Consider the following 14,512-nt stretch of genomic DNA (forward strand, 5'->3'; position numbering starts at 1 on the left):
GGACTCAGGCCCTGCCGGTTGGGAAACGCTGGTGGCGCCGACAATTATTTGGGGGTAACAATGACGATCAGGGACTTGGCAATACCGCCGATCCCGCGCAGGGCATGGGGAATGCTGGAATCAAAATAAAGGCTGTCACCCTTTTTCAGGTGGTGGACCTGGTCAGCGGTTCTGAACTCCACGATGCCGTCCAGAATAAAATGGAATTCTTCGCCCTTGTGGTCGTTGAACAGGAGGTCTTTTTCCTCCCTGGGCTCGATTTCCACCACAAAGGGCTCCATCTGTTTGCCCACCATGGGATAGGCCAGGGACTCCCATTTGTAACCGATGCGGTTTTCGTTTTTATGGTGGAAGAGTTTTTTTACACCATACCGGTCTTTTTTCCGGACCACCACGATACGGTCGTCCATGTTCTGGTCCTGGAAAAAATGAGAAATCTTCACCCCCAGGGCCGTGGAAATCTTTATCAGGGTGGCGATGGGCGGTGCGGCAATATTGTTTTCAATCTGTGACAGCAGCGGCTTTGACAGGCCGGTGAGATCTGAGACTTCCTGAAGGGTTAACGCCCTGTGTTTTCTGAGATTCCGGATTTTATTGCCCAGGTTCAGGGCAGCCACTTCTTCCTTGACCTTGGTTTCCATCTGGGGGGGGGACATCAGTCAGCCTCTTGTATTAATTTTTAATCACATTTAAAAAATTAAAAAAAAGTTTAGCACGATGAAACTTTCAGATCAAGGCATAGGAGAAACCATCCGTCAAAAGCCATAGATTTTGTCGGTTGAATGCTACTGAATGGCGGACCCGGCAAGCTTATTGTGGGCCTGGATCTGCTGGGAATATCTTTCCGCCAAAAGATGGAACCCCAGCAAATTCTTTTTACTCACCGGTTTACCGGCGCTGGGCGTCTGTTTCAGCGGATTTACCGGCCGCCCGTTTTTCCGCATGCGGAAGCAGAGGTGGTATCCCGTGGCCAAACCGGTTTTCCCCACATAGCCGATGACTTCGCCCTGAACCACTTTTCTGCCCTTTTTCATGCCCCTGGCATATTTATTCATATGGAAATAGGAGGTTTCATACCCTGAAAAATGGCGGAGAGTAATTTGGCGGCCGGTGGTTTTATTGTAGTAGATGCTGGTGATCACCCCATCGGCCACGGCTTTGATGGGGGTGTTTTTGGGGGCCGCATAATCCACCCCGGGGTGGGCCCTGTACTTTTTCAGAATAGGGTGATAGCGACGGGTTGAAAACGCAGAGGAAATCCGGGAGTAATTAAGAGGGGCCTTTAAAAAGGCTTTTTCAAGGGAACCTCCGGTTTCGTCGTAGTATCTTTTCCGGCCGGATTCATCCTCATGGAGAAAGGCCTTGTAAACGGTGCCCTGGTTGGTAAAGAAGGCGGCCTTGATATCGGCGTATCCGCAGAATTTTCCCTCCCTGAACCGCTTTTCCACCAGGGCCTCAAATCGGTCACCGGGCTTGATATCCCGGATAAAGTCGATATCCCAGGCAAAAATGTCGGCCAGCCGCCAGGTCAGGGTATTGCGTTCCCCGGCCCGCTGAACGGCTTCAGCCAGTGAGGTGCGGATTTCCACCGCCACCACTTCGGGTTTAAGATCGTATTTGATGGGTGATTTCGAAACGGCATAACCGGCTTTGGTTTTCTCGATCACCAGGCAGTCCCGGGCGTTTATTTCATATTCAAAGGAAACAAATTGTTTATCATCCAGATAAATTTTATAGGGCCGGCCCTGGCGGATACGTGTCAGGGGGAACACGTCCCTGGCCTGTTTTTCAAGGGACAGAATGGTCTTCAGGGGCAGGTAATCATTAAGAAGAGAGGAGGCCGTGGCGCCCCGCTGCACCTTCCCGGAAACGCGTTCCAGGGCGGCTGCGGAACCGGCCGATAAAAAAATTACAACAATAAATACAATTATAGCCTGTATTAACCTGAAGGTACTGCCTGATCTCATATATCCCTTATTAACTGTCTTATTCAACTTCAACCCAATTCAACTCAACCTGGCATGTGCAGGCCAATCCGAGGCAAAATAATAAACCCGGCCGCAATAGTAAAGTATTTTTACGCAAAAAGGGCCGGAAAACGAATTTTCCGGCCCTTTCCGGGTTAATTGATCCGGCCTGCAGAATTATTTATCTGCGTCGGCCATCATCTTGAGCATGGTGTATTTATCGTTCACTTCATCTTCGATCTTGGCTCTGAGCCTCTTGGATTCCTCGGGAAAACTCTTTTCAAGGGCTGCAAAACGAACCTCGCCGCCCAGGAACTCCTGGAGGGTGCCGTCCGGCGCCTTGTAATCCAGGGTGAAAGGATTCTTTCCGTCCTTGATCAACTGGGGATTAAAGCGGTACATGGGCCAGTAACCGGATTCAACGGCCAGCTTGGCTTCCAGCTGGGATTTTCCCATGCCTTTCTTAATGCCCTGGTTGATGCAGGGAGCGTAGGCAATAACCAGTGAGGGTCCGGGATAGGCTTCCGCTTCCAGAATGGCCTTCAGAGCCTGATTCTTGTTGGCGCCCATGGAGATCTGCGCCACGTAGACATAGCCGTAGCTCATCATCATCCGCCCCATATCCTTTTTGCCGATCTTTTTGCCGGTGGCGGCATATTTGGCAATGGCACCGGTGGGAGTGGCCTTGGAGGACTGGCCGCCGGTGTTGGAGTAGACCTCGGTATCCATGATCAGGATATTGATGTCATCACCGGATGCCAGGACATGGTCCACGCCGCCGAAGCCGATATCATAGCCCCATCCGTCGCCGCCGAAGATCCAGTGGGATTTTTTCACGAACAGGTCGCGGTCGGCATAAATTTCCTTGAGCATTCCCCCTTTTTCATCCTTGAGCAGGGATTTCAGGGCATCGCCATACTTTTTGGATTCTGCCGCATCGTCCTTGCCGGCCAGCCAGCCGTCCATGGCCGCTTTCACCTCGTCGGAGACACCGGCGTCAATGGCATTCTGCATGGCGGCGGCCAGGGTCTTCCGTCTGGAATTGGTGGCCAGCATCATGCCGTACCCGTATTCAGCCGCATCCTCAAACAGGGAAGAGGCCCAGGCCGGACCTTCGCCGTCGGCATTGGTGCAATAGGGTGTGGAGGGGGCGGAGCCGCCCCAGATGGAAGAACAGCCCGTTGCGTTGGCAACGGTCATTCTTTCGCCGAAGAGCTGGGTGATCAGCTTCACATAGGGGGTCTCGCCGCAGCCGGAGCAGGCGCCGGAGAACTCCAGCAGGGGCTTCCACAGCTGGCTGCCCTTGAGGGTTTCCCGTTTAAGTACATCGGTCTTAAAGGGCACGGAGAGGGAGAACTTATGGTTCACCGCTTCTGCCTCCACCTGGGTGGCCAGTGGTTTCATCACAAGGGCAGGCGTCTTGGCCGGGCAGATGTCGGCGCAGTTGCCGCAGCCCTGGCAGTCCAGGGGATTAACCTGCATTCTGAACTTGAACTGGTCCATGCCTTTGCCCTTGCCCTTTTCAGTAATAAAGGTTGCGGGAGCACCGGCCAGTTCCTCCTCGGTGGCCACAATGGGAATGATGGCCGCATGGGGGCAGACAAATGAGCACTGGTTGCACTGGATGCAGTTTTCAGGGATCCATTCGGGGACGTTGATGGCCACGCCCCGTTTTTCATACTGGGCGCTGCCGTTTTCAAAGACACCGTCCACGGAGAATGCGGAGACCGGGAGGTCGTCGCCGCCCTGGGCGTTGATCTTGCGCATGACGTTATCGACAAAGGGAGTGGCGGATTCTACCTCAACAGGCTCGGAAACGGCACCGCTCCAGGAATCGGGCACATCGACTTTGACCAGTTTGTCCAGGGTCTTGTCAACGGCTTCGATGTTCATGTTGACGATGGCTTCGCCTTTTTTGCCGAACTTCATTTTGATGTCTTCTTTGAGCAGGGCGATGGCTTTTTCAACATCCAGCACATTGGCCAGGTTGAAGAAGCAGGTCTGCATGATCATGTTGATCCGGTTGCCCAAGCCCACTTCACCGGCAATCTTCACGGCATCAATATTGTAGAAATTCAGTTTTTTATCGCAGATGGTCTTGCGCACATCGCCCGGAATGTTCTTTTCCAGGTCCGCAATGGTGGCCCACTCGGAGTTAAGCAGGAAGGTGCCGCCCTCCTTGATGCCCTTGAGCACATCGTAAAGCTCCACGTAGTTTGACTTGTGGACGGCAACAAAATCCGGATTCTCGATCAGGTAGGTGGATTTGATCTTTACATCACCGAACCGCAGATGGGATACGGTGAGGCCGCCGGACTTCTTGGAGTCATAGGCGAAATAACCCTGGGCATACTTGTCGGTATTGTCGCCGATGATCTTGATGGCGGACTGGTTTGCGCCGACAGTACCGTCGGAACCCAGGCCCCAGAACTTGGCGGCGATGGTGCCGGCGGGGGCGGGATCAAAACCGGTGGTCACGTCCAGGGAGGTGTGGGTAACATCATCGACAATGCCCACGGTGAAGTGGTTTTTCGGGGCAATGGCCTTCATGTTGTCATAAACCGCTTTGACCATTGAGGGGTTGAACTCCTTGGAGGAGAGGCCGTAGCGGCCGCCCACGATCTGGGGGCCTTCGCCGTATTCCATGAAAGCGGTACAGACGTCCTGGTACAGGGGTTCGCCAATGGCGCCGGGCTCCTTGGTCCGGTCGAGGACGGTGACGGTTTCCACGGTGGCGGGAACGGTCTGGAGGAAGGCTTCGGTATCAAAGGGGCGGTAGAGCCGGACCTTGATGAGGCCGAGGCGTTCGCCTTCTGTGTTCAGCTTTTCAATGGATTCTTCAATGGCTTCGCAGCCAGACCCCATGGCCACGATGACCCGGTCGGCTTCGGGATCGCCCACATAGTCGAAGGGTTTGTAATTGCGGCCGGTGAGTTCCCCCACCTTTTTCATGTACTTTTTAACAATGGAGGGCACTTCCAGATAATACTTATTGGCAGCCTCACGGCCCTGGAAATATATGTCCGGATTCTGGGCGGTGCCGCGGGTGTCCGGATGTTCGGGGTTCAACGCCCTGTCTTTAAATTCCCTGTAGGCCTCATAGTTGAACAGTTTGGCCATGTCTTCATATTCGATCATTTCAATCTTCTGGATCTCGTGGGAGGTCCTGAAGCCGTCATAGAAATGCAGGAAGGGCACCCGGGCTTCCACGGTGGCCAGATGGGCGACCAGGGCAAGGTCCTGGGCTTCCTGGACGGAAGAAGAGGCCAGCATGGCAAAACCGGTCTGGCGGGCGGCCATCACGTCCTGGTGATCACCGAAAATGGAGAGGGCGTGGGCGGAAATGGAGCGGGCGGTAACATGAAACACACTGGGGAGCAGTTCGCCGGATATCTTATACATATTGGGGATCTTGAGCAGAAGTCCCTGGGATGCGGTAAAGGTGGAGGTCATAGCTCCGGCGACAAGGGCGCCGTGGACCGCACCGGCCGCACCGGCCTCGGACTGCATCTGCTTGATATCAACGACCTGACCGAAAATATTCTTTCTACCCTTGGCGGCCCAGGAGTCGGCAATCTCGCCAAGGGGGCTTGAAGGGGTGATCGGATATATGGCGGACACCTCGCTCATGGCATAAGCCACGTGGGTCGCCGCAGTATTTCCGTCAATGGTCTGCATTCTTTTTTTCATAGTGTTCACCTCTCGTAAAATAATGAGAACGACATTAATCCCAATATAACCCGCCACATATACAACATATCGCAGGACTTGTAAACATGGCGAAAAAACAAGCATTTGTTTATGAATAGAGCAAACTAAATAAATTAAATTTATTTAATAAATAAGCAATCTATTGTTTAAAAACAAAATCCCTGTATCACATAATCCGCCCCCAAGGTCAAGATGAAAAATAATAAATAAAATCCTTGAGAACCATTTGCAAATGTGGCATATGCCTCTGTCGTATTTGTTGTAAATACAGACAATTAGGTTGTTACCCAAGTAGCAACACTTATAAAAACCAGACCCAAAAAACGGAGTTGAATTGTGCCTGTTTTAAGACCTAACCTGCGGCTGATATTGGCCGCATTTCTCATATGCCTGGCGGCCCCGGCCGCCTTGTTTGCTGCAGATCCGGCCGTGGCGGCCGCCAATGCAGAAAGATTCGGGGTGATGACCCTGGTGCCCCCCCTGGTGGCCATTTCCCTGGCCTTCATTTCCAGAAACGTGGTGATCTCCCTGTTCATGGGGATTTTTTCGGGAACCTTTATGCTTTCCCTGAAAGGCGTTGATATATTCAACGCCGTGGTGGGCGGTTTTTCCATGCTCACCGGCAACATCATCTCTTCCCTGGCCGATTCCTGGAACGCCGGCATCGTACTCCAGTGCCTGACCATCGGCGGCCTGATCGCCGTGGTGTCAAAAATGGGCGGCACCAAGGCCATTGCCGAAGCCCTGGCCAAACGGGCCAAAACCGCCGTCTCCACCCAGCTGGTCACCTGGGTCATGGGCCTGCTCATCTTCTTTGACGATTATGCCAACTCCCTCACCGTGGGCCCTATCATGCGGCCGGTAACGGACAAGATGAAAATCTCCCGGGAAAAATTATCCTTTATTATAGACGCCACCGCCGCCCCCATCGCCGGTATTGCCCTGATTTCCACCTGGGTCGCCTATGAAGTCGGGCTCATCAAGGACGGGCTGGCAGGTGTCGGCATTGACGCCAACGCCTACGGTGTGTTCGTCGAGACCATCCCCTACAGATTTTACAATATTTTTATATTGTTTTTCATTGTCGTGACCGCCGTGGCCCTGAAAGAATTCGGCCCCATGCTCAAAGCGGAACAGCGGGCCAGGAAAACCGGTGATGTGGCCGCCCCCGGTTCCAACCTTTCGGCCTCCCATGACATGAAAGCCATGGAGCCGGATGAGAATATTAAACTCTGCGTCTGGAACGCCATCATCCCCATTTCCACGCTCATCGTCGGATCATTCCTGGGATTCTATCTCAACGGCAAGGGTGCTATCATGGGCGGAGAAGACAAGGCGCTCATCGCCCTGCTCAACGATTCCCCTTTTTCATTCACGGCCATGCGGGAAGCCTTCGGTGCCTCGGACGCCTCCATCGTACTCTTCCAGGCCGCCCTCTTTGCCGGGGTGGTGGCCATCCTCATGGGGGTTGTCAGAAAACTCTTCACCTTTGAAGAGGCAGTGGGCCACTGGGTACAGGGGGTAAAATCCCTGATCATCACCGGCGTCATCCTGCTTTTGGCCTGGTCGTTGAGCTCTGTAATTAAGGAACTTGGCACCGCCGCATTCCTTATCCAGGTGCTCTCGGATAAGATTCCGACCTTTATCCTGCCCTCCATCATCTTTATTCTGGGGTCCTTTATTTCTTTTGCCACGGGCACCTCATACGGCACCATGGGCATTCTCATGCCCCTGGCCATTCCCCTGGCGTATTCAATTTCCCCGGATTATGGATATCTGCTTATGAATGTTGGGGCCGTCCTCACCGGCGCTATTTTCGGCGACCACTGCTCGCCCATCTCGGATACCACCATCCTCTCCTCCATGGGGGCGTCCTGTGACCATATCGACCATGTAAAAACTCAGATCGTTTACGCCTTGAGCGTGGGCGCACTGACAATCATATTTGGATATATCCCGGTGGGACTTGGACTGCCGGTCTATTTCGTATTGCCCCTGGGCCTTGCGGCTGTGGCCGCAACCGTCCACCTTGCCGGCAAAAAAATAGACCAGATATAATCTATATATAATCTAAGATAGTAAAAGCTCAGGCCGGTTCACGGAACATGAACCGGCCTGAGCAATTTTAATGAAACACTTATTTTTTTTTGTAAGTTTTCTTCACTTTAAAAAAATCCCACACCGCCCAGGGAATCAAAACCCCGCTGAGCACCTTGTTAAACAAGGCATGTTTCTGCATCTCCGGATCCGTGGTAATCCATCCGTCCCAGAAACACCAGAGGCCGAACCCCATTAACAGGGCCGTAAACACATAGGGGCTCATCTGCGGCGGCCTGGGCGTCTTTTTGTTTTTTTCTTCTGTCATTTCCTTTCCCCCTGAAATTCTCTCCTGAACTAAAGTTTCATAAAATTTATTGAGAATTCCAGTAAACCACAAATTTTTATTCAATGCCACAAGATTTCCTAAGCAGATAATGTATGGTATCTTGAAAACTTAACCTACCTAAGGTATGGTCAGCCAACCGGTGTATCATCCGGATATAATAGACTGACGGATTAAGACAAATGCCATGAGATTTTTTCCCATTAAAATTGCCATTCTCTGCCTCCTGCTCACCCCGGTATTTTACATTGTCACCCTCGCCGGCTGCGACCATGCGCTGGAAAAAAGCTACACCCGGAAAATCCAGAATATATTTATAGGAAATGCCGATGACCTGCTTAACGGAAGAATGCCCCTGGAAGAGCAGGTTGCCAAAAACATCCAAAATTTTCTGGATCAAGATTTCCTTACTGCCAGAGCCGGCCTCAACCTGGATATCCGTATCATCACAGCCAAAGGCAAAATTATCTATCCCATATACATTGGTACGGACTTTCCCGCTGCATCTCCGGCCGTCCAGTACGATGCCCAGCTCATTGCCGACAAAAACCTAAAAATCCTAAACGAAGATCTCCAGGTCAAAATCAGCCTCAACCTGGACCACGGTGCCCTCATCGCCAACATCATACTGGCCTTTTATTCCACCCTTTCCCTCTCCCTGTTTTTCATCTTTTACAAAAGAGGGGCCAGAAAAGCCCTTCATGCCAGAAAAACACAGGACGCCCTGATCAGCGACCTGAAAAAAGAAGAAAAACACCATGAAAAAATCCTCAAAGACCTAAGTGAAGAACGCCAGGGCTTATTTAAGAATATCAGTGAACTTAATAAGAAATACCAAAAATCCCAAAAAAAGGCCAAAATCAATGAAGAAGAAATGTTCAAGGAAATCCTCTCCCTGGAAGACCAGCTCAACTCCTTTATTATGATGAAAAAGGAAAAAGATGAAGAAATCACTGAACTGAAAACCACATTAGAAAAATACGAACGCCGCAAAAGCGGCAAATCCAAACGTAATGAATTTGAGTTTCTTTCCAAGCGTTTAACCGCCCTTTATAAAAATGTAAATATGAACCGCAAAGCCCTGACCGGATTCATCGGCCTTACCGACGAACAACAGATCAAGGCAGAAGAAACCATCCACCACCTGGACCGAGATCCGGATTCAGTCATTATTAAGCGAAAGGTGTTTTCAGGTAAAAAGCATAAAAGCACCTGCTTTGAAGTCCTTTTCGCATACAATGGCCGACTCTATTTTAAAAAGGAAAAGAACCGGACCGAAGTCGTGGTCATCGGCACTAAAAACACCCAGAATAAGGATATGGAGTTTCTCCAAAATTTATAATGTATACCCAGTTTTTCGGCCTCAATAAAAAACCTTTCCGGATCAGCACCGATCCAGCCTTCATGTGGTTCGGCGAAAAGCACAAAGAAGCCCTGGCCACCCTCCGCTACGGTATTCTGGACAATAAAGGCTTCCTCCTGCTCACCGGGGACGTAGGCACCGGCAAAACCTCCCTGATCAACGCCCTGATCCAGAGCCTGGGGCCCGATGTGATCTGCACCACCGTACCCGATCCCAGTTTGGACAAGCTGGACCTGCTCAATTACATTGCCGCCGCCTTCGGCATGGACAGGGAATTCAATTCCAAGGGGGCGTTTCTAGGTCATTTCAGAAATTTTCTCATCAAGGCCAATGAAAACAATAAAAAGGTACTTCTAATCATCGACGAGGCCCAACTCCTCACCCAGGAAATGCTGGAAGAAATCCGGCTGCTCTCCAACATCGAAAAGACCGACACCAAACTGATCAATATATTTTTCATCGGACAGAACGAATTCAACGAAATCCTCAATCGCCCCCAGAATCGTGCCGTCCGCCAGCGCATGACCCTGAATTACAACATTGATCCCCTGACCCCGGAAGAGACAGAGGCCTATATCCGCCACCGCCTCAAGGTGGCCGGCACCGAAGAAAAACTTTTCGACCACGGGGCCGTTCAGGAAGTATTCTTATACTCCGGCGGCTTTCCCAGGCGAATCAACATCCTATGCGACCATGCCCTGCTCTCCGGGTATGTCAAAGAACAACGGCTCATCGACGCCTCAATCATCAGCGAATGCGCCAAAGAGCTGAAAATCCCGGCCTACGTGCGCAACCGGGACATTAACGGATTTACCGAATCCAAAGTACCGCAGCCCCCCCGTCCGGCCGTCCCCAAGAGACCACACCAGCCGGCACCGCCTGTATACCCCATACAGCCGCCCCCATATCCCTATCCGGCACCACCGGCCCGGCCCGCATCCCGCTTCCCCTGGACCGGCGTCCTGGTATTTGCCTCAGCCTTGCTCCTGATATGGGTATTTATGTTCCCGAACCATTTCAATGCCACCTTGGCCACCATAAAAAAAAGGGCCGGCGACAGCCTGGCGGTCTTAACCGGCAGCCCTCTGCCCGCGGAATCTCCGAAACAGCCCACAACCCCCCAGGAACCCGGATCCGGAACAGACCCCACTCCCCGGCAAACAGAATCCCAAACTCATACCCCACCGGAACCGACGCCTTCACCAGCACCAGTCCCCTTAAAAGCGGCGCCCGGGTCTCTGTCGGATGAAACCCCAGAACCCGTTTCTGTCATCATCGAAAAAGAAGTTCCCGCCCCCCCAGACGAAGCACCGACCCCCTTGGTCACAACGGTACAGAAAACGCCCACCGCCCCTCTTCCAGAAAAAAAAGAATCTCCCCCCCGCCCAATCCCGCCGCTTCCTGAAGAAACCATCATCATTCGTTTCCAATACAACACCAACGATTTTACCCCCAAAGGCCTATCAGATCTGGAACACTTCGCAAAAACGCTAAGCCTCTACCCCGAAGCCCAGGTCCGCATCACCGGCCACACCGATTCCCAAGGATACGACAACTATAATCTAAAACTCTCAGAATTCCGGGCCAATATCGTAAAAAGCTTTCTATTGGGCCGGGGCGTAAAAGAAAATCAAATGACAATAGAAGGCAGGGGAGGGCGGGACCCCATTGAATCCAACACAACGCCCTGGGGCCGAAAAATGAACCGCCGGGTAGAAATTAAAGTATTAAACCCTCAAAAATATTAATCAAACTCATATTTCCGTTCAAAGCTACATTTCCGGATTCAGATTGCTCCAATCCGGCTGTAAAATATCTTCAACCTCATCAGACATTCCCGGCATCTTCATGGGATCCAAAACAGACTCGTTATCAGGATCAAATGGATTTTGTTCTTCCGGATCCGGTTTTCCATTCAACCCGGCCAACACCTTTCGGGCAGCTTCCCGGTCCTTTGCCCTGAGATCATCACATGCCAAAGAGGCTTCCAACTTATCCCTTGCTTCCGAAAGTTTCGCCTGCCGGTAAAAAGCCATTCCAAGATGATATTGGACCATCCCCGATCCAGACACCAGTTCTTCCGCCTGGGCCAGCATCCACTCCGCCTGGGAATAAATTTTCTTATGGTAGTAGGCCCACCCCAGTGTATCCATGAGCCAGGCCTGCTCCGGCATCCGGTCATAGGCCGTTCTGGCCAAATCGAGCGCCCTGTCGAGATCGTCCCCCTTTTCCAACAGCAGCCAGGCCATATTCCCCATAATCTGGGGATGGTCTGGAAAGGATTTCAGGGCCAGTTCCAACACCTCCGCCGCCCTGTCAATATTCATTCTTTCCACATAATAACTCGACAGGCGGAGCCAGCCGTCCTGAAACCGGGGGTGTTCTACCGTACACTGGATCAGCACCCGTTCAGCATCCTGCGGGTTCCCGGTGGCCTGGAACAATTCGGCCTGCAATAAGTAAAAGGCACCGGATACCGGCTTTTGACCCATTGCCTGGTCAAGATAGGCCCGGCACCGGTCATACTCTTTTAGTTCCAGGCTGATTCTGGCACCTGCATAATACACTGCAGAACTCTTCTTGACCTTCGCCATCCTGTCAATCTTGGCAAGCACCTGGCTGCCTTGACCCGCATCAACCATAAGACGTGCATAGCCAAACAGGGCCTCATACATGCCAGGCATTTTTTCAATGACGTCCCCGTAGCTTTCCAGGGCTTCCTTCCGCTTGCCCGAAGCCTCAAACCCCTGTCCAAGGAAAATCAATGCCGAAATATCTCCTAGATACCAGGCTTTGGTGAAAGCAGACAAGGCAGCGGCCACATTTCCCTCTCCCATAGAAGAAAGTCCCTTGACCTTCCATGCATCGGCATGGGAAGAGTCTATCCCCAAAAACCTGTCTATATATTGGGAGGCGAGCATATAATGCCTGTTTTTATAATTCAGTACTGCCAGTGCCAAAAGTGATTCTCCGTAGCCAGGGTCCAGCATCAAAGCATCAATAAAAGCCTGTTCAGCCAGCTTGGTCTGGCTCCCTGCAAGATAAGCCACCCCCAAAAGATAATGGGCAGACACAAGGCTGTATGTTTTTTCCAACGCTGTTTTCAGGAAAGAAACAGCATGGGAATACCGTCCTTTGAGAAGCCAGTACTTTCCCATGAGCAGATTATACCCCAGGCTGTCCATATCCCGTTGTTTCAATTCATCCAGTAACTTCTCAGCTCCGGCCATATCCTGGATGGACAGATAAATATCCGCCAGCTGCATCTTGAACTCATCATTATCCGGCCAGTCCTGAACAAGGGATTTTAAACAGGTAACAGCCTTTTCCTTCATTCCAAGTGAACGGTAATACAGACAAAGCCGGATTCTGAACTCAAGGTTTTCAGGGGCGGCGTTAATCGCCCGTAACATTGTACTCTCGGCCCTTGCATTATCATCTGCCAGAATAAAATAATCCGCCAACAGCATCAGATCCATGGGGGCCGTAACCCCCTCCTCCCTGCATCGGGTAACCATTCTGCCGGCCTCAAATCCTTTTTTCTGTTCCCGGAGGCAGATGGCCAATTTCAGCCGGGGCCGAATCTGACCGGGTAGAAGGGCTACGGCTTTTTTGTATGCAGTTTCCCCTTTTGCCAATTCCCCTTTCAGCATGGATAGATCCCCGGAAAGCACCATTACCAAAGGTGAGGCCCCATGGGTTTCCATCAATTTAGATAATAGATTTTCAGCTTGTCCGAGATCGCCTCTGATCAACGAAATCCGAATCACCTGCATTTGAATGCTTAATTTCCCAGGCGACGCCTGCAACGCTTTTCTAAAGAGGTTCTCGGCCTGATCCAAATTTGATAATTTCAAATAAGCCGTGCCCATCTTTTCGTATAGCCGTCCCGCAAATTCGGTAAGATCTTTGGCACGCCGCCAATGGTGAAGGGCCTCGGCATATGCTCCCCGTTCAAATGCCTTATCCCCCAATTTTTCAAAGGATTGATCTGAGCCGGAAAATTGCCAAAACACCAGGCCCGCCACCAGAAGCCCGGCTATCATCGCAGAGATCAAAAAACTGGCACCGATAACGGCAACCTTTTTCCGCTTATTTTTCACCGTGTCACCACCAGCATACCGATCAGGCCGGCAATGACCATAACAGCCGCCCAAGCAAAAATCGCAATTCTATTTTCAATCACATATCGTAGTAATTTCAATCCAAAAGCGAAAATCCATGGCAACTCTGTTTCATGGCCATAGTTGGTGGCATACCTTCCCGCTCTCTGTGATTTTTTAGCGTATCCGTTTTCTGAGGCTGATGATAATTGTTCCCCATTGGGTAAAGCATCTAAATCCTCCTTTTTTTCCCCATACCAGGCTTCCTGAAAATCAAGACTTTTTTGGACCACCAGTTTCTCTTTCCCTTCTTTTTGAAACAAAATAACATCCGCTAATTTCTTTCTTATTTCATGGGCGGGCTCAAGGGCCTCAGCAACCTGCGGGGAAATTTTCTTTTTAATTGTGTCGTTTCGTTCAAGATACGGAATACTTAAATCTTTCAACAGCTCAGCATTCCTTTTCTTGGCCGCCAAGTATTCTTCAAGAATATTTTTTACCTTCAGATTGGCAGCTATCTGGCGGTCAAGAAAGGCCTCGGTATTGACCACCATTTTCTTCAATAAATTAAACGGAATATCAATATTGAGTTCTCCGGTTTTCACCCTTGTTCCATCACCGGAAAAGTCCCAGCCCTGAAGCTCGCCTTCCATCGTGCCCCTGTTTGGCAAAATGGCATAACGGCCAAATGGGCTTTTATGGATTCTGGCACCGTCAAAGGCCGGCGAACTCTCCTGCTCGGCAGGATGATGAAACCAGGCATAGGCCGTTCCTGTGCAGACCAGCAGGGTAACCACCAATGACAAGACCGTTACTTTCAAAATAGTATGGACCATTACCTCCTTTTACCGCTTCCTCTAAACCAACGAAATTTTAATTGATGAGTCCCTACATCCCAATAGTATTAAACAAGCTTAAAAATCAAGCGTTTTTATCGACAAATTTCAAGCCCCTTGATCTAGGAAAAAGCGTTTCTATGGAATAA

General features: G+C 51.0%; 9 protein-coding genes. 3 read left to right on the top strand and 6 right to left on the bottom strand.

Annotated features, from left to right (window positions below; translation table 11 throughout):
- Positions 1-44 precede the first annotated feature (44 nt).
- The 3 genes from HUN04_13880 to nifJ form a co-directional block, all read right to left on the bottom strand.
- The gene (locus tag HUN04_13880) at positions 45-656 is read right to left on the bottom strand and encodes a helix-turn-helix domain-containing protein (GenBank protein ID WDP90726.1); all 612 of its coding nucleotides are present in this window, start codon (positions 654-656) and stop codon (positions 45-47) included.
- Between the two features lie 129 nt (positions 657-785).
- Positions 786-1,967 (bottom strand): peptidoglycan DD-metalloendopeptidase family protein, encoded by a 1,182-nt coding sequence (locus tag HUN04_13885; protein WDP90727.1) that lies wholly within the window; start codon positions 1,965-1,967, stop codon positions 786-788.
- 177 nt (positions 1,968-2,144) lie between these two features.
- Positions 2,145-5,657, bottom strand: coding sequence for a pyruvate:ferredoxin (flavodoxin) oxidoreductase (gene nifJ / locus HUN04_13890; protein WDP90728.1), 3,513 nt, complete (start codon positions 5,655-5,657; stop codon positions 2,145-2,147).
- Positions 5,658-6,140: 483 nt separating this feature from the next.
- Between nifJ and HUN04_13895 the strand changes: the two genes are divergently transcribed.
- Entirely contained in the window at positions 6,141-7,736 is a 1,596-nt protein-coding gene (locus HUN04_13895; protein ID WDP93290.1) for a Na+/H+ antiporter NhaC family protein, read from the top strand.
- 79 nt (positions 7,737-7,815) lie between these two features.
- Here the strand turns inward: HUN04_13895 and HUN04_13900 are convergent, their stop codons facing one another.
- Complete coding sequence (locus HUN04_13900; protein WDP90729.1) at positions 7,816-8,043, bottom strand: hypothetical protein; 228 nt, start codon at positions 8,041-8,043, stop codon at positions 7,816-7,818.
- Positions 8,044-8,248: 205 nt separating this feature from the next.
- Here HUN04_13900 and HUN04_13905 point away from each other — a divergent pair, with 205 nt between their 5' ends.
- Positions 8,249-9,403, top strand: coding sequence for a hypothetical protein (locus HUN04_13905; protein ID WDP90730.1), 1,155 nt, complete (start codon positions 8,249-8,251; stop codon positions 9,401-9,403).
- Complete coding sequence (locus HUN04_13910) at positions 9,403-11,172, top strand: AAA family ATPase (protein ID WDP90731.1); 1,770 nt, start codon at positions 9,403-9,405, stop codon at positions 11,170-11,172. The genes HUN04_13905 and HUN04_13910 overlap by 1 nt, the downstream gene beginning before the upstream one ends.
- A gap of 24 nt (positions 11,173-11,196) precedes the next feature.
- Here HUN04_13910 and HUN04_13915 read toward each other — a convergent pair whose 3' ends face one another.
- Together HUN04_13915 and HUN04_13920 are read right to left on the bottom strand one after the other, a co-directional pair.
- The gene (locus HUN04_13915; protein ID WDP90732.1) at positions 11,197-13,527 is read right to left on the bottom strand and encodes a tetratricopeptide repeat protein; all 2,331 of its coding nucleotides are present in this window, start codon (positions 13,525-13,527) and stop codon (positions 11,197-11,199) included.
- Positions 13,524-14,363 (bottom strand): hypothetical protein, encoded by an 840-nt coding sequence (locus tag HUN04_13920; GenBank protein WDP90733.1) that lies wholly within the window; start codon positions 14,361-14,363, stop codon positions 13,524-13,526. Before HUN04_13920 ends, HUN04_13915 begins: the two co-directional genes overlap by 4 nt.
- Between the last annotated feature and the right edge of the window lie 149 nt (positions 14,364-14,512).

This window comes from Desulfobacter sp. (assembly GCA_028768525.1).
Lineage (GTDB): Bacteria > Desulfobacterota > Desulfobacteria > Desulfobacterales > Desulfobacteraceae > Desulfobacter.